Source organism: Streptomyces sp. NPDC102437, assembly GCF_044765565.1.
GTDB lineage: Bacteria > Actinomycetota > Actinomycetes > Streptomycetales > Streptomycetaceae > Streptomyces.
Genome location: NZ_JBIWKI010000017.1, coordinates 95,714 through 110,739, shown reverse-complemented (window position 1 = coordinate 110,739; position 15,026 = coordinate 95,714). Strand labels below are relative to the sequence as shown.

14 protein-coding genes are annotated in these 15,026 nt (G+C 71.0%); 7 read left to right on the top strand and 7 right to left on the bottom strand.

Annotation, left to right across the window (positions count from 1 at the left end; genetic code table 11):
- The first annotated feature begins 192 nt into the window (after positions 1-192).
- Both tatA and ACIRJP_RS22525 read left to right on the top strand, forming a co-directional pair.
- Positions 193-381, top strand: coding sequence for a Sec-independent protein translocase subunit TatA (gene tatA / locus ACIRJP_RS22530; RefSeq protein WP_404176909.1), 189 nt, complete (start codon positions 193-195; stop codon positions 379-381).
- Between the two features lie 162 nt (positions 382-543).
- Positions 544-1,119: a TerD family protein gene (locus tag ACIRJP_RS22525; RefSeq protein ID WP_351262595.1), complete on the top strand. Its 576-nt coding sequence runs from the start codon at positions 544-546 to the stop codon at positions 1,117-1,119.
- Positions 1,120-1,222: 103 nt separating this feature from the next.
- On the opposite strand, the gene ACIRJP_RS22520 is transcribed toward ACIRJP_RS22525, so the two are convergent.
- The 4 genes from ACIRJP_RS22520 to ACIRJP_RS22505 all read right to left on the bottom strand — a co-directional run bounded on the left by ACIRJP_RS22520 (position 1,223) and on the right by ACIRJP_RS22505 (position 5,719).
- A complete protein-coding gene (locus tag ACIRJP_RS22520; RefSeq protein WP_404177111.1) occupies positions 1,223-1,660 on the bottom strand; it encodes a DUF742 domain-containing protein in 438 nt (145 codons plus the stop codon).
- A 22-nt stretch (positions 1,661-1,682) separates the two neighbouring features.
- Entirely contained in the window at positions 1,683-2,120 is a 438-nt protein-coding gene (locus ACIRJP_RS22515) for a roadblock/LC7 domain-containing protein (RefSeq protein WP_404176906.1), read from the bottom strand.
- 24 nt (positions 2,121-2,144) lie between these two features.
- Complete coding sequence (locus ACIRJP_RS22510; protein ID WP_404176903.1) at positions 2,145-4,763, bottom strand: nitrate- and nitrite sensing domain-containing protein; 2,619 nt, start codon at positions 4,761-4,763, stop codon at positions 2,145-2,147.
- Between the two features lie 65 nt (positions 4,764-4,828).
- On the bottom strand, positions 4,829-5,719 hold the full coding sequence (locus ACIRJP_RS22505; RefSeq protein ID WP_404176900.1) for an MHYT domain-containing protein: 891 nt from the start codon (positions 5,717-5,719) through the stop codon (positions 4,829-4,831).
- 170 nt (positions 5,720-5,889) lie between these two features.
- Between ACIRJP_RS22505 and ACIRJP_RS22500 the strand changes: the two genes are divergently transcribed.
- Positions 5,890-6,489, top strand: a complete 600-nt coding sequence (locus tag ACIRJP_RS22500) for a class I SAM-dependent methyltransferase (RefSeq protein ID WP_404176897.1) — start codon at positions 5,890-5,892, stop codon at positions 6,487-6,489.
- A 27-nt stretch (positions 6,490-6,516) separates the two neighbouring features.
- Here the strand turns inward: ACIRJP_RS22500 and ACIRJP_RS22495 are convergent, their stop codons facing one another.
- Entirely contained in the window at positions 6,517-7,419 is a 903-nt protein-coding gene (locus ACIRJP_RS22495) for an oxygenase MpaB family protein (RefSeq protein ID WP_404176894.1), read from the bottom strand.
- Positions 7,420-7,525: 106 nt separating this feature from the next.
- Between ACIRJP_RS22495 and ACIRJP_RS22490 the strand changes: the two genes are divergently transcribed.
- Both ACIRJP_RS22490 and ACIRJP_RS22485 read left to right on the top strand, forming a co-directional pair.
- The gene (locus ACIRJP_RS22490) at positions 7,526-7,834 is read left to right on the top strand and encodes a hypothetical protein (protein ID WP_404176891.1); all 309 of its coding nucleotides are present in this window, start codon (positions 7,526-7,528) and stop codon (positions 7,832-7,834) included.
- A gap of 117 nt (positions 7,835-7,951) precedes the next feature.
- Positions 7,952-9,013 (top strand): hypothetical protein, encoded by a 1,062-nt coding sequence (locus tag ACIRJP_RS22485; protein ID WP_404176888.1) that lies wholly within the window; start codon positions 7,952-7,954, stop codon positions 9,011-9,013.
- A gap of 60 nt (positions 9,014-9,073) precedes the next feature.
- On the opposite strand, the gene ACIRJP_RS22480 is transcribed toward ACIRJP_RS22485, so the two are convergent.
- Together ACIRJP_RS22480 and ACIRJP_RS22475 are read right to left on the bottom strand one after the other, a co-directional pair.
- The gene (locus tag ACIRJP_RS22480) at positions 9,074-9,256 is read right to left on the bottom strand and encodes a hypothetical protein (protein ID WP_351261712.1); all 183 of its coding nucleotides are present in this window, start codon (positions 9,254-9,256) and stop codon (positions 9,074-9,076) included.
- 83 nt (positions 9,257-9,339) lie between these two features.
- Positions 9,340-10,449 (bottom strand): fatty acid desaturase family protein, encoded by a 1,110-nt coding sequence (locus ACIRJP_RS22475; protein WP_404176885.1) that lies wholly within the window; start codon positions 10,447-10,449, stop codon positions 9,340-9,342.
- Between the two features lie 302 nt (positions 10,450-10,751).
- Between ACIRJP_RS22475 and ACIRJP_RS22470 the strand changes: the two genes are divergently transcribed.
- Together ACIRJP_RS22470 and ACIRJP_RS22465 are read left to right on the top strand one after the other, a co-directional pair.
- Entirely contained in the window at positions 10,752-13,646 is a 2,895-nt protein-coding gene (locus tag ACIRJP_RS22470; protein ID WP_404176883.1) for a DEAD/DEAH box helicase, read from the top strand.
- A complete protein-coding gene (locus ACIRJP_RS22465; RefSeq protein WP_404176880.1) occupies positions 13,643-15,007 on the top strand; it encodes an SWF or SNF family helicase in 1,365 nt (454 codons plus the stop codon). Before ACIRJP_RS22470 ends, ACIRJP_RS22465 begins: the two co-directional genes overlap by 4 nt.
- The last annotated feature ends 19 nt before the right edge of the window (positions 15,008-15,026 follow it).

Below are 15,026 nucleotides of genomic sequence, written 5' to 3'. Positions count from 1 at the left end.
CGGCCACCCCGTCCGTCCGGTTCCCAGGAGGGAAGACGTGCTCCACCACCCCATGGTTGTACAGTTGCGCAATGTAGCAAGTATTGATGTCCGAGCGGATCATCGGACCTGCCTACAGCCAGCTTGAAGCACTGTCTGCGAACGCCGAGCGAAAACTCCGGCCGAAGCACCGAATGGAAGGGCGGGACGTACATGTTGCGCAACGGCCTCGGACCCTGGCACCTGTTGATCCTGGCGATCGTGGTGATCGTCCTGTTCGGTTCGAAGAAGCTGCCGGACACGGCCCGAGCTCTGGGCAAATCCATGCGGATCCTGAAGAGTGAGGCGAAGGCCATGAAGGAGACCGAGGTACAGGCGCCCCGAGCCGACCCACCTGCCTAGGGCACCGAGCCACCAACGTACGGTACCTCTCACGGACGTTCACTTCAGGGCTTGCGCAAGCAAGGGAACCACCACGGTCGCGACGCCGTCGTTGACCAGGGGGACGGCCGAAGCAGCGTCGTTCACCGAACCGCTGGACCACTGGATCAATGGAGGATGTTCATGGGTGTGACCCTGGCCAAGGGCGGCAACGTCTCCTTGTCGAAGGAGGCACCCGGCCTGACCGCAGTGACGGTCGGCCTGGGCTGGGACGTACGGACGACTACGGGCGCGGACCACGACCTGGACGCGAGCGCGCTGCTGTGCTCGGACGCGGGCAAGGTCCTCTCCGATCTGCACTTCGTCTTCTACAACAACCTCACCAGCCCGGACGGTTCGGTCCAGCACACCGGCGACAACCTGACCGGTGAGGGCGAGGGCGACGACGAGTCGATCAATGTGGACCTGTCGGCCGTCCCGTCGGACGTGGCCAAGATCGTCTTTCCGGTCTCCATCCATGACGCGCAGAGCCGTGGGCAGAGCTTCGGCCAGGTCCGCAACGCGTTCATCCGCGTGGTGAACCGGGCGAACGGCGTCGAACTGGCCCGCTACGACCTCAGTGAGGACGCGTCCACGGAGACCGCCATGGTCTTCGGCGAGCTGTACCGGCACGGCGCGGAGTGGAAGTTCCGCGCGGTCGGCCAGGGTTACGCCTCGGGCCTGGCGGGCATCGCGTCCGACTACGGCGTCAACGTCTGACCCGGACGAACCCCACGTACAACGGGCACGGGCCCTCCTACCCCTCCACCGGAGCGGGAAGCAGGGCCCGTGCCGCTCGTCCGCTCGGCGGCTCGGTGTGCTTCTAGAGGGCCCGCAAGCCGTTGATCACCTCGCGCAGGATGTGCTCGTCGGGCAACTGCGCGGGCGGAACGGGACGGCTGACGCGTACGCGGCCCGCTTCGAGCAGGTCGCCGAGGAGTACGCGGACGACGCCCACGGGAAGGTCCGCGTCGGCCGAGAGTTCCGCGACGGACTGGGTCCGCGACCGGCAGAGCGTGAGCAGGGCCCGGTGCTCGGGGCCCAGGAGGTGCTGCTCCTCCGACCGGTCCGGTGCGTTGTCGTCGAGGGTGACGAGTGCGATCAGGTCGAACTGCGCCCCGCTGGAGCCCGGTCCGGTCCGGCCGCCCGTCACCGCGTACGGACGCACCAGTGGGCCGGCCTCGGCGTCGTACCACTGGCTGCCCGGAAGCAGGCGCGATCCCGTAAGCAGCGGGATGTCTTCCGGGCCGTCATCGTTGATGGGCACGGCCGCCTCCGCCCGCTCAGCCGGCCGTCGGCGGGGGTGCGGCGAACCGTGCCGGGGTACGGAGATGCTCGCCGACGCGTTTGACGAGCCGGGCCATCTCGTAGGCGACCAGGCCGATATCGGCGAAGGCCGTGCTGAGCACGGCGAGGCACGATCCGTCGCCGGCCGCCGCCACGAACAGGAAGCCCTCGTCCATCTCGACCATCGTCTGCCTTACGTCCCCGGCCTCGAAGTGGCGGCCCGCGCCCTTGGCGAGACTGTGGAATCCGGAGGCCACCGCGGCGAGATGATCGGCGTCCTCACGGCTGAGCGCGCTGGAGGCGCCCACAGCAAGGCCGTCGTTGGAGAGCACGACAGCGTGCCGGACCTCGCCGACCCTCGTCACCAGGTCCTCCAGCAGCCAGTCGAGTTCGCCCGAGGTATGGCGCCCGGCGGTCCTCTCGTTCGCGATCATTCAGGGTCTCCATTTCGTTCGCGATCATTCAGGGTCTTCTTCGCTGCGTGGACGCGGGTCCGTGGCATCGGGCCGGAGCGCGGACGCGCCGGGAGCCGTACCGCCGCCACGCAGCCAGCCGTTGCGGTAGGCGGTCATCCGGTCACTGGCCTGCTCGGGGGTGAGTCGCGAAGGCCGGACGGTGCCGTTCGGGCCGTCGCCGGGCGGTGGTTCGCCGGGACGGGGCTCCCCGCGGAGCTGCGGAACGAGACTGGCCTGACGTACCCGGCGCGGCAGCGTTTCCTCGCCGGGCGGCGGTTCCGTGCGGGGCAGGGCACCGGAGGGCTGGTCCGCTCGGCCCGGACGCCCGCGCAACGCGGTGACGGTGGCGGGGCCGGGAAGGTGCCCCGGATCGCGACCGGCATCCAGCGCGGCTGCGGGCGCCGGTGGTGGGAAGGCGGTTGCCGTGGGCCGGGCCGCACGGGCGCGGTGGCCCGTGCGGCCGCCTGCGCCCGGGCCGAAGGGCGGGCGGCCGTGGGCGCCTCCGCGTCGGCCAGTGGTGTTCCGCTCGGCAACCGGGTCATCGGCGGGCGGGCTTCCGGCAGATGGCAGCGCGCTCTGCAGGAGCGCGGTGGGCAGCAGCACCACCGCGGTCGTCCCTCCGTACGCGGACGTGCGCAACTGGACCTTGATGTGGTGCCGAACAGCGAGCCTGCTGACGACGAAGAGTCCCAGCCGGTCGCTGTCGAAGAGATCGAGCGCCTCGGCCTGCTCGATCCGCCGGTTCGCCTCGCCGAGGAGTTCGTCGCCCATACCGAGGCCTCGGTCCTCGATCTCCAGAGCGTAGCCGTTGCCCACGGGTTCGCCGCTGATACGAACCTTGGTGTGGGGCGGTGAGAACTGTGCGGCGTTCTCGATGAGTTCGGCAAGCAGATGGGTGAGGTCGGCCACGGCTGTGCCCTGCACGGCGGCGTCGGGAAGCTGCCGTACCTCGGTCCGGGCGTAGTCCTCGATCTCGGACACTGCGGCCCGTACGACGTCGGTCAGCGGCACGGGCATCCGCCAGGCGCGTCCCGGTGCCGCGCCGGACAGGATGATCAGGCTCTCGGCGTGCCGCCTCATCCTGGTGGTGAGGTGGTCCAGCCGGAAGAGATCGCTCAGCTCGTCGGGGTCGTCGGCGCGACGTTCCATGCTGTCGAGCAGGTTGAGCTGGCGGTGGACCAGCACCTGGCTGCGCCGGGCCAGGTTGACGAAGACTCCGGAGATGCCGTCGGCGAGTTCGGCCCGTTCGACGGCTGCGCCGAGGGCTGCCCGGTGCACCGTGCCGAGTGCCTCGGCGACCTGGGCGATCTCGTCGTGGGCGGCCGGGCCCTGCGGAGCCTCGGCGCCGATGTCGAGCTCCTGACCGGACCGCAGCCGTTGCATGGCCCGGGGCAGTTTGCGGCGGGCGATCTCCAGGGCGCTGTTGCGGAGGCTGACGAGTTCGACGACGAGCGCCCGGCCGATGCGTACGGAGATCACCAGGGAGGCCGTGACGGCGACGCAGCCGAACAGGACGGCGGCTCCGGACGGGGTGAACAGTCCTCGGGCGAGCGGGGAGGAGCGACCGGCGGTGTGCTGACCGGCGGCGGCTTGGATGGTGCGGGCCTCGGTCCGGACTCGTTCGACCGCTCGTTCCCAGTCGTCGGCCGGTGCGGCCCGGGCGGCCCCCCGTCCGGCGGGTGCGGCGAGCACCTTGTCCTCGGCTACCTGGATCTGCCGGAGGACGGGGCCGGCGGTGAGCCGCTGCCAGGCGGCACGCTCGGGGGCGGCGAGGTCCGCGCCCGCGGTCTCGGTGAGATTCCTGCGGGTCTCCACCGCGCCGGTGAACTGGCGCAGTTGGCCGTCCTTGAGCGTTCCGATGCGGTCGGCGGTGGTCAGCAGGGCATCCTCACGGGCCAGCATCTCGTCCGCGCCGGCCAGTTCGAGCCGCACGCGGGCGTCGGAGCCTCCGGCGGCGCCCTGGACCGTGGTGAGTGCGCCGGAGACTCCCAGAGCGGCAGAAATGGCCTCGGTGTACCGGGCGTACACGGCGCTCGCGTCGTCCTCGGCCTGTCCCTCCGCTCGTTCATCGGCGCGCAGGTTCCGGGTGAGGCCGAGGAAGCCGTCGAGCCGGGCGGCGACCTCGGACGGAACGTTGCCGGTGTCGGCGATGGTGTGGCCGCTGTCGAGCCTCAGGGCTGCGAGCGCCTTGTCGGTGCGTCCGGCCCGGCGTTCCAGCAGGGCGGCCTGGGTGCTGCTGGGCGCGGCGCTCTGGAGCATGGCTTCCCGGCGCTCGCTCTGGAGCGCCGCGACAGCGGTGGACATGGGGGCCCGGACCTCACCTTCGACCCGCTCCAGCCGGCGGAGGCGTGCCACGTCCTGGGCGGTGGTGACGGTGGCGAATCCCCACAGGGCGAGCAGCGAGACAACAGGCACCATCAGCAGCGAGATGATCTTCGCGCGTACGGTCCTGGGGCGCAGCGTCCACCGGCCTCGTGGCGCGGGCAGGGCCGGTGTCCGCAGCAGCCGCAGGTCGTGCTCGGCGCTCTCGTCGGCCGGTGGCCCCGCGTGTGCGCGGCGGCCTCGCGCCGGCTGGGCGGTGGCCGGATCACCGGGTTCCGGGGTCGTGCGGGGTGGGCGCATGGCCTCCTCGTTCCGAGTGTGGTGCTGGGTGTGCCGCGGGGTCCGGGCGACGGGTCACGCCTGTTTCACGGGCGGGCGACGGGCGCGGCGGCGGACGATGTTTCAGGGGCCGCGAGGCCGCCGCCGCGCCGTGACCGGAAGGCGGCGCCCCGCCCGGTGAAGCCCTGCGGGGCAGCGGCGGGGTCCGTGTCAGCGGGTGGTTCGGTGCATTCGGCGAAGGCGTAGGCGGCACGCTCCCCGGCCGTCGGGGAGAGTGCGACGAATGCCGAGGTCAGGAAGAGATACGAGCCGAGTCCCACGGCCAGGGGAAAGATGAACTGCATGGTGGTGGCGCCGGGCAGCCCCTCTCCGGAGGGGGCGACCCGTACGGAGACCGCGAACATTCCGGTGTAGTGCATGCTGCTGACCGCGGCGCCCATGACGAGGGAGGCCGGCGCGACGGCCCGGGACGACTTGATGTTGAGTGCGGCCCACAGCGCCGCGGTCGCCGCGGCGACCGCGATGGCGACGGAGAGCGCGACCCGCAGCGGGTCGTAGTGGATCGTGCCGTGCAGACGGAGTGCCGCCATGCCGAGGTAGTGCATGCTGGCGACGCCGAGTCCGGTCGCGAGCCCGCCGAGCAGCAGCGCCCTGGTCCGGTCGCGGCCGTAGCCGACGGCGAAGACACCGCCGCTGACCACCACCATGGCGCCGAGCAGGCTGAGGAGGGTCAGCGGTACTTCGTAGCGGATGTCCGTGCCGCTCACCCCGAATCCGAGCATCGCGATGAAGTGCATGGTCCAGATGCCCGAGCCGATGGCGGATGCCGCCGTGATCAGCCAGTTGCGGCGCGAGCGGCCGGTCGAGTCGAGAGCGCGCACGGTGCAGCTCAGGCCGAGAGCCGCGCCGATGCATGCCATGACGTACGACAGCGCGGGTGTCAGCCAGCCGAAGGAGGCGTGGTCCAGGTGTCCCATGGATCGGGGACGCTAGCCGCGATGGGCGCGCGCGCAAGGGGCGCATTTCGAAACTGCCGGAATATGACAGAGAGAGGTTGCCGAACGATCGACCAGGGCTCGAACGCCCACCTCATTTCCCAACGTTTCGCTCCGTTTCGCTCGATCGGCAACTACGCGATCATGTCTGTATGACCGAGGACCACACACACGTCCAGGAGTTCTTCACAGCACGCGCGGCGAACTGGGACGCCCGTTTCCCGGACGACGGACCCGCCTACGACGCGGCCGCCGACGCCCTCGCGCTGCACCCTGGCGACGCGGTGCTAGACGCCGGCTGCGGTACGGGACGGGCGCTTTCCGCCCTGCGCGCGGCGGTCGGGCCGCAGGGCACGGTCGTGGGCGTGGACCTGACTGGGGCGATGCTGGAGGCGGCCGTACGGGCGGGGCGGCACCGCGAGGGAATGCTGCTGCTCGCCGATGTGGCCCGTCTGCCGCTGAGGTCGGGGGCACTGGACGCGGTGTTCGCGGCCGGGCTGATCTCCCACCTGTCGCGCCCCGGTCCGGACCTGGCAGAGCTGGCACGGGTGGTGCGGCCGGGCGGGAGGCTGGCTCTCTTCCACCCCATCGGGCGGGCGGCCCTCGCGGCACGCCACGGCCGCCGGATCACGGACGACGATGTGCGGGCCGAGCCCAACCTCCGCCCGTTGCTGGCGCGTTCGGGCTGGCGGCTCGATCAGTACACCGATGGGGACGACCGCTTCCTCGCGCTGGCCGTCCGGACGGCCTGACCGCCCGCTCGTTCCCTGTCGTCGTGTTCACTCCACCGGCGTGTCGGAGCGCCGGTTGTGCGGGACAGGGCAGCCTCCGACGCCCGGGACCAGGAACGTCCCCAGCCCGGAGACCTCGTAGCCGTCCGGATATCCCTTGATCTCCGGATTCTGCCGGGCGTAGTGCGGGGTGGAACGCGGCGGCAGGAGACGCACCGCGCGCGCCCTCAGCCGCAGGGCGCCGTGCGTAAGACTACGAGCAGCAGCGCCGGGACGTTCGTAGCGGAAGGCGCGCAGCAGGGACTCGTCGAGCAGCGCGAGGGCGAACTTCCGCGCGGCGGGGGCCAGCGGGCGCGGATACCAGGAGCTCATCAGGTCCAGGGTGGCGTCGGAGACCCGGCGTCCCCCTTCGTCCCAGCCGAAGTGTTCGGCCTCATAGGTGTCGAGGGTGCGCTCGAACTCCTCGTACGTCTGCGGCAGTTCCTTGATGCCCATGTGTGTACCCAGGACCCGGTAGTAAGCGGCGCACGCCCGCAGTTCGTGTTCGGAGAGCCGGCGCCAGCCGTAGGAGTCGAGCCAGCGCTTCGGGGTGACGACGAAGGTGCACAACACATAACGCATGTCGTCGTTGCTGATGTCGTAGCTGCGGTGCATCTGGTTGATCCGGCGGAGTGCCGTACGCCCCGGATCACTGTCGAAGCCGTGCTCCAGGACGGTGTCGAGGAGCAGCGCAGTGTCGTCGTACCGCTTCTGCGAGCGGTCCGTCAGCTCTGCGGTCCGAGCCAGGAGTCGGCCGATGCTGGGTACTGCGTAGGTGCGGTAGAGGGCCAGTTCGAGCGCTCTGGTGATGTCCCAGGGAAACTCGTAGGTTGCCATGATCCGGTAGATTTGAAGGAAGTCCCGCTCCGGATCGAGACGCTGGATCTCCTTCAGCCGGTCGTACCGCTTCACCGCACTGCCCCCTTGTATCGGCGCCGAAGGTCCAACCCTACGTCGACGGGGAACACCGCAGGTACGGCATGTCACTCACGCGGAGTTTCTCGGGAAGGCGGTCCTCATGATCGACATAATCGGCAGCCTGCGGAAGGTCGTCACCTCCGACCGGAAGGAGGACCGGCCCGCAGCGCCCTCCAAGGAGGACCGGCGCAAGCAGCCCAACCTCTTCGAGGCGGCCGCCACCTTCGTTTCGGCATCCGTGGAGGAGGATCAGGCCCGGATGGACGAGGCGAGCGGCTGGGTGTCGCCCGAGGCGCTCTCCTTCGGCGTCAGTGAGCTGGCCTGCCGAGCCGTGATCGCGCTGGCTCACGAGCACGGCGAATCGCCCCAGACCATGGCCCGAACCCTGTTGGGGCTGCCCGTCCGATGACGGGCGTCCTCGGGCCGCACACTGAACCGACATCCTGCCTTGTCAGGGCCTCGACGAGTGGATTACTCACTCGTTAAGGTGCGCCGACGGACAACGACGACGGACGAGGAGAGCGCCGTGACTGCGCCGAACGACACGGTCGCCGATGACGACGCGCTGTATGTGCTGACCGCCGTGCTGCTGACACCGGCGCAGTTCCCGAGCGTCCTCGCCGACGACTACCCGGCCGCCTGCGCGACGCTCGCCCTCGAACCGTACGCCGAGGGATACGGGCTGGTCCTCGGCCAGGACGGCAGTGGCGCGCGGTGGACCGTGGTCGTCGATGACGTATCGCTGGTGGCCGTCGCGATCGCGGCCTGGGACTGCGGCATGGAGTACGACCTCTCTCCCGACGACCGTTCGGTGGTCTGCGCGCTGCCGGGCTGGCCCCTCCCGGTGGCGGTCGCCGCTCCGGGCGTGGCCGCGCCGCACGATCCGCTGCCGGATCCGGAGGCCGAGGGCACCGACCCGGGCCCGCTGACCCCGCCCGACACCGAGTCGTGGGGACCGGCCCAGCGGCGCATGGGCGCGGACGAGATAGCGCACCAGTGGAGCGCGTGGCGCGAGCGGATCGATGACGAGACGGCCTTCACCACCCCGCCGGGCCCGGAGAGCCCGGGGGCCGAGACCGGGGCGGGGGACAAGACGGGATCCACTCCTGGCGCCGAGACCGCCGAATCCGGAGCCGAGGCCGTCGCCGAACGCATAACCGAATCCGGAGCCGAGGCCGTCGACGAACCCGCGCCCGGATCCGAACCTGACCCTCACCCTGAAGTAGAGGTTCAGGGTGAGGTGGACGCTGAGACCGAATCCGGGAGTGGCGGGCCCGACGACGCTGCCGCGAGCCCCGCCGCTGAAGCGCCCTTGGGAGTGCACCCCGGTGTGCGGCGGGCACTCGCCCAGGCACACGACTACATCGGCACCCCGCCGCCACCTGGCCGCGTCCGCTCCTCTTTCGCGACGGGCGACGCACGGATGCTGCGCGCCGACGGCCCCGGCTGGTCCCTGGTCGCCCGGACCGACGACATCGCGTTCATCCTGCTGGACGAGGAGCCGGGCGAGGTGCTGCCGGTCGGGCGCGGTACCGAACTGCCGAAGCTCCTGAACGCTCTGGACACGCTCGCGGCCCGGCCGGCCTGAGATCCGCCCTGCGGAGTCGGCAGGGGCACCGAAAGTCGGACCCCTCGGTGCCCTGTCGCGTCAGCGGCCTATTTCCTTGCGGGTGATCCTGCGGAGCCTGCGTCGCTGACCGGGGTCCAGCAGCAGATACGCAACGGCCGGAACTCCGACCAGGACAAGCAACGACAGCCAGAAACCGATGAACGGCATCAGGATGACCGCTACGACCACTCCCCCGATGGCGATCTTCGCGCTGTTCGACATTGTCCATGCCTCCTTCGCGGCCCGGAGCCGCTCCTGCTGTGAGAACGCATGTCCGAGCCCATCGGTTCCAGCAGCTCAAGAACTCACCTCAGGGGCTCGCCGACCTCGTGCATGTGGTGCAGGGCCTGCCGATAGGACTCGATCAGTCCGGTCTCCGCGTACGGCATGCCCAGTGATTCGCAGTGGGCGCGCACCATGGGCTGCGCCAGGCGCAGGTGCGGCCGGGGCATGCTCGGGAACAGGTGGTGCTCGATCTGGTAGTTGAGCCCGCCGAGGAACCAGTCGGTGAGGATGCCGCCGCGTACGTTGCGCGAGGTGAGGACCTGGCGCTGGAGGTGCCCCCAGCGTTCGCCGTCGGGGTCCGGCATCTCCATTCCCTTGTGGTTCGGCGCGAAGGCCATGCCCAGGTGGAGCCCGAACAGCGCGTGGTGGGCGAGAGCGAAGACGATGGCCTTGCCCGGGGACAACACGGTGAGCAGCAGCGTTGCGTAGAGGCCCAGGTGGGCGACCAGGAGCAGTGCCGAGAGGGCCCGTTCCCGGGCGGGCTGCTGTCGCAGGAACTGGAATCCGGAGATCTTCAGCGCGATGCCTTCCAGAAGCAGCATCGGGAAGAAGAGCCGGGCCTGGTTCCGGGTGAGCCAGCGGGCGAAGCCCTCACGCTGGGCCGCTTGCTTCTGGGTCCAGACCAGGGCGCCGACGCCGACGTCCGGGTCCTTGTCGATGTGGTTGGGATTGGCGTGGTGGCGTACGTGCTTGTCGTTCCACCACGCCTCGTTCATGCCGAGCAGCAGGTTGGCGTGCACGAGGCCGATGGCCCGGCCCGCGCCGCGGCCGCCGGTTATCTGGGCGTGCCCGGCATCGTGCCCGACGAACGCGGTGCGCGACCAGAAGATCGCCAGCGGCAGCGCGAGGAGCAGGGTCCACCAGGTGTCGCCGAGGAGGACCATGCCGGTGATCACGGCACTCAGGGCGACCAGATTGACGACGATGCCTGCGGCGTACCACCCGGTTCGCCGCTCCAGGAGGCCCTGCCCTTTCACGGCCCGCAGCAGGGGTGCGAAGTCGCTTCCCTGAGCCGGAGCGGTTCCGGTTCCGGTTCCGACTCGCGCTCCGGCTGCGGCTCCGGCTGCACCTCCCGCGCTTTTCGCACCGTCACAGGTGCCCTCCGCTGCGGTGGCTGTGGCCTGGGGCATGACGTCTCCGGTCTCTGGAAATCTACACTGAACTGTAGAAACGTATGGCGGCCCAGTATGCGGCAACCATGGCGCCACCACCCGGGGTTTGAGGGGGGTATACCCCCTCCCCCGATGGGGGTGCTGACCACACCCAGGGGTGCACCACGCCCCCTGACCGACGCATGACCCGGCAACCCCGCATCCTGACGGATCGACGTGTGTCCTGGATCACGAAGAATCCGCTCACGATCCATGACATCGGTGGGGTACCCTCGGCGACCCGACCCCAACTAGTCAAATTTGAGGAATTCGGCATCACTGTGCAAAGACTCCCTGCGGCAACGCTCCCCGAGATCTCCGCACTCTCCGCCTGCTCCGTGGTCTTCCTGCCCGGAGATCCCTCCCGTACCGGCCGCGTCGCCTTCTGGTACCCCGACGGCAGCAGCCCGCCCGACGGGCCCGGATCCGTGGAGGAAATGGCCGTCGTCGGTGCCGACTCGCGGGTGTACGCCGTACCGGCACGGTTGCTTCCGGTCCGTGACGCACTGCCCGTGCTGACTCGTGCGCGGGCCTCGGCGCATGCCTGCGACGCGGCCGCGTTCTGGGGTGCGGCCACCCTCCTCGCTCTCCAACTCGCCGCCCGGGGCCTGCTGCTGCCGGGGCTCAGCATCACGGATCACGATGCCTGGCGGGCCGGTCCGCTGACCGCGGAGGACCAGTCACGGATACGCACCCTCGCCGCCTCGATGCCGCCCCTCGCCCACGCGGTGCCGCTCGACGGGGCCGCGGAGCCCGTACTGCTGCCCGAGCCCGAGCGGTTGCTGCGCGCGTTCCTCGACGCGGTGGCGGACGTTCTGCCCCGCACCCCCGCCGCACCGGTCGCAGGCGGCGGCCCGGCCTTCACCGTCGATGAACCGCAGCAGCTGCCCGGCCATCGGGCCTGGGCGACCGATGTCGCGGCCGGGCACGACGCGGGCGTCCGGCTCTCGCTCCGGGTGGAGGCGTCCGGGCTCACCGCTCCGGAGGACGGCGAGCTGTCCGCCGGGCCCTCCTTCCGGACTGTCCTGCAGATCCACAGTGTCAGCGATCCGACGCTGGTCGCCGACGCGGCCGAGGTCTGGGCGGGCGGCGCGGGCACCGCGGCGGCTTTCGGACCACGTGCCCGGATGGATGTCCTGCCGGCGCTGCGCCGGGCGGCCCTTGCCTGGCCGCCGTTGTCTCCGCTGCTGTCCGCCGCGGTGCCCGACTCCGTCGAGCCGGACGACGACGAACTCGCCGAACTCCTCGGCCCCGCCGGACGGGCACTGGCCGCGACCGGGGTCCAGGTGCACTGGCCCAAGGAACTGGCCCGCAAACTCACCGCCCGCGCGGTGATCGGACCACCCGACGGCGAGGAGAACGACGAAGGGCGCGAGAGCGTCGCGCGTACTGGCTCCGAAACACCCCCGCTCCTGTCGGCCGACGCTCTGCTGGCGTTCGACTGGTGGTTCGCGCTGGGTGACCAGAAGCTCAGCCGCGCCGAGCTGGACCGCCTGGCCGAGGCCAATCGGCCGGTGGTGCGGCTGCGGGACCAGTGGGTGCTGATCGACCCCGAGGAGGCCAGGCTGGCCCGTGAGACCCGGGACCGCAAGATCACACCGATCGATGCGCTGGGCGCGGTCCTGACCGGTTCCACCGAGGTCGACGGGCAGCGGATCGAGGTCCGGGCCACCGGCTGGCTCGAGCGGTTGCGCCGTCGGCTGGCCGACCCGGAGGCGGCCGGGCAGCAGCGCGAGCCGCAGCCGGTCGGCCCGCCCGAGGCCCTCGACGCCACATTGCGCGACTATCAGCTGCGCGGTCTGAACTGGCTGCACACCATGACCTCGCTCGGTCTCGGCGGCTGTCTCGCCGACGACATGGGTCTCGGCAAGACCATCACGCTGATCGCGCTGCATCTGCACCGCCAGAGCATCGAATCGGCCGCCGGGCCGACGCTGGTGGTCTGTCCGACTTCCCTCATGGGGAACTGGCAGCGGGAGATCGAGAAGTTCGCGCCGGGCACGCCGGTACGCCGCTTCCACGGCGGAACGCGCAGCCTCGCCGAACTGGCGGACGGCGAGTTCGTGCTCACCACGTACGGCACCATGCGGCTCGACGCGGCGAAGCTCGCCGGGACCCGGTGGGGTCTGGTGGTCGCCGACGAGGCACAGCACGTGAAGAACCCGTACTCGGCGACGGCCAAGCAACTGCGGACGATCGGCGGACAGGCCAGGGTGGCGCTCACCGGCACTCCGGTGGAGAACAACCTCTCCGAGCTGTGGGCGATCCTCGACTGGACGACGCCGGGTCTGCTGGGACGGCTCGGCACCTTCCGTACCCGCTACGCGCGGACCGCCGAAGGCGGTGATCCGGCGGCTGCCGAGCGGCTCGCGGCGCTGGTGCGCCCGTTCCTGCTGCGACGGCGCAAATCCGATCCGGGTATCGCACCGGAGCTGCCGCCGAAGACCGAGACGGACCGCACGGTGTCTCTGACGGCGGAACAGACCGGGCTGTACGAAGCGGTGGTGCGCGAGACGCTGGAAGCGATCTCCGGCGCCGACGGCTTCGCCCGACGCGGTCTCGTCGTCAAACTGCTGACGGCGCTGAAGCAGATCTGCAACCACCCGGCGCAGTACCTGAAGGAGAACGAGCCCCGGATCGCGGACCGTTCGGGAAAGATCGAGCTGCTGGACGAACTGCTCGACACGATCCTGGCGGAGGAGGCGAGCGTGCTGGTGTTCACCCAGTACGTGCAGATGGCCCGGCTGCTCGAACAGCACCTGGCGGCACGCGGGGTGCGTACGCAGTTCCTGCACGGCGGGACGCCCGTCGCGGAGCGCGAGGCGATGGTCAACCGCTTCCAGGCGGGCGAAGCCCCGGTCTTCCTGCTGTCGTTGAAGGCGGCCGGTACGGGTCTCAACCTCACCCGGGCCGGTCATGTCGTGCACTTCGACCGCTGGTGGAACCCGGCGGTCGAGGCTCAGGCCACCGACCGCGCGTACCGGATCGGTCAGACCCAGCCGGTGCAGGTGCACCGACTGATCGCCGAGGGCACCATCGAGGACCGGATCGCCGGCATGCTGGCCCGCAAGCAGGGGCTCGCGGACGCGGTGCTCGGCTCCGGCGAGGCGGCGCTGACCGAACTGACCGATGCGGAACTGGCCGATCTGGTGGAGCTGCGAGGGGGCACACGATGAGCGACGGACACGACGACGACCGCTACGACGGCGGCGGGTACGGGAGCGCCGGCCGGGGTGACGCCGCTCCGGGTCAGGAACGAACCTTCGCCGCGCTGCCGCCCGCTCACGGCCGTGGCTTCGCCCGGTCCTGGTGGGGCCAGGCGTGGCTGAAGGCCCTGGAGGACACCGCGCTGGACGGCCAGCAGCTGAAGAAGGGGCGCAGGTTCGCCCGCGAGGGCCGGGTCGGTGCGGTCTCCGTGCGGCCCGGCCGGATCACCGCGGTGGTTCGCGACGGGGACTCGTCCACGTACCGCAGCGATGTGCTGCTCCAGGAGCTGAGCGAGGCGGACTGGGAGCGGTTCCTCGCGATGGCCGTCGAGCGGGCCGGGCACATCGCGGCGCTGCTGGACCGGGAGATGCCGCCGCACCTGGTGGAGGACGCGGCGGCGGCCGGGGTGGAGCTGCTGCCCGGGATCGGCGATCTGGACCCGGAGTGCACCTGTGACGCGTGGGACCACTGTCCGCACACGGCTGCGCTGTGCTACCAGGTGGCGCGGCTGCTGGATCAGGACCCGTTCGTTCTGCTGCTGATGCGGGGGCGCGGTGAGCGGCGGCTGCTGAACGAGCTCCAGGTCCGGATAGCGGCCCGAGCCGAGGGGCACGTGGCGTCCGGTCCGGCCGACGGGACGCAGGCCGCGGCGGCGGCGCAGGCCGACGGGCATGGTGTACGGGCGGACGAGGCGTTCGCCGCCCGGGACATCCTGCCCCCGTTGCCCGATCCCCCGCCGCTGCCCGCAGAGCCAGGATCGGCGCCGTCCCTGGACACGGAGTCCGAAGCGCAGGCCGGTATCGATCCGGCGGCACTGGAGGTGCTGGCGACGGACGGTGCGGCACGCGCCCACCGGATGCTGGCCGACGCGCTCTCGCCCGGTCATGGGCAGCAGCCGCTGCCGACCGGGCTGACCGCGCATCAGGATGCCGTGCGACTGGCCGCGGAGGCGAGGCCCGAGCCCTGGATCATGAAGCGGCTGGCGGCCGGTTCGGGGCGGCAAGGAGCGGAGCTCGACGCGGCGGTGCGGGCCTGGCGGTACGGCGGGGTGGCGGCGCTGACCGTGCTCGAAGAGGAGTGGACGCCCGATCCGGAGCACCTGGCCAGGGCGCGGGCCCGGCTCGCCCAGGCGTGGGAGGAGGGCGAGCGGCCCCGGCTGCGGTCGACAGGGAATCGGTGGACCGCGGTGGACGGTGGCACGCAGCTCCGGTACGGACGCGACGGACGCTGGTGGCCGTACCGGAGGGAGGGCGGGCGTTGGGTCCCGGCCGGTCCGGCGGACGACGACCCGGCGGCCGCGCTGGCCTGCTCGGGCGCCTCGGAGGACTGAGCCCCGCTCGTACGGCCGG

What these genes read in the sequence shown, in the direction of transcription:
- tatA (WP_404176909.1), top strand. Translation starts at nt 193, where the DNA reads ATGTTGCGCAACGGCCTCGGACCCTGGCACCTGTTGATCCTGGCGATC.
- ACIRJP_RS22525 (WP_351262595.1), top strand. Translation starts at nt 544, where the DNA reads ATGGGTGTGACCCTGGCCAAGGGCGGCAACGTCTCCTTGTCGAAGGAG.
- ACIRJP_RS22515 (WP_404176906.1), bottom strand. Translation starts at nt 2,120, where the DNA reads ATGATCGCGAACGAGAGGACCGCCGGGCGCCATACCTCGGGCGAACTC.
- ACIRJP_RS22510 (WP_404176903.1), bottom strand. Translation starts at nt 4,763, where the DNA reads ATGCGCCCACCCCGCACGACCCCGGAACCCGGTGATCCGGCCACCGCC.
- ACIRJP_RS22505 (WP_404176900.1), bottom strand. Translation starts at nt 5,719, where the DNA reads ATGGGACACCTGGACCACGCCTCCTTCGGCTGGCTGACACCCGCGCTG.
- ACIRJP_RS22500 (WP_404176897.1), top strand. Translation starts at nt 5,890, where the DNA reads ATGACCGAGGACCACACACACGTCCAGGAGTTCTTCACAGCACGCGCG.
- ACIRJP_RS22490 (WP_404176891.1), top strand. Translation starts at nt 7,526, where the DNA reads ATGATCGACATAATCGGCAGCCTGCGGAAGGTCGTCACCTCCGACCGG.
- ACIRJP_RS22480 (WP_351261712.1), bottom strand. Translation starts at nt 9,256, where the DNA reads ATGTCGAACAGCGCGAAGATCGCCATCGGGGGAGTGGTCGTAGCGGTC.
- ACIRJP_RS22475 (WP_404176885.1), bottom strand. Translation starts at nt 10,449, where the DNA reads ATGCCCCAGGCCACAGCCACCGCAGCGGAGGGCACCTGTGACGGTGCG.
- ACIRJP_RS22465 (WP_404176880.1), top strand. Translation starts at nt 13,643, where the DNA reads ATGAGCGACGGACACGACGACGACCGCTACGACGGCGGCGGGTACGGG.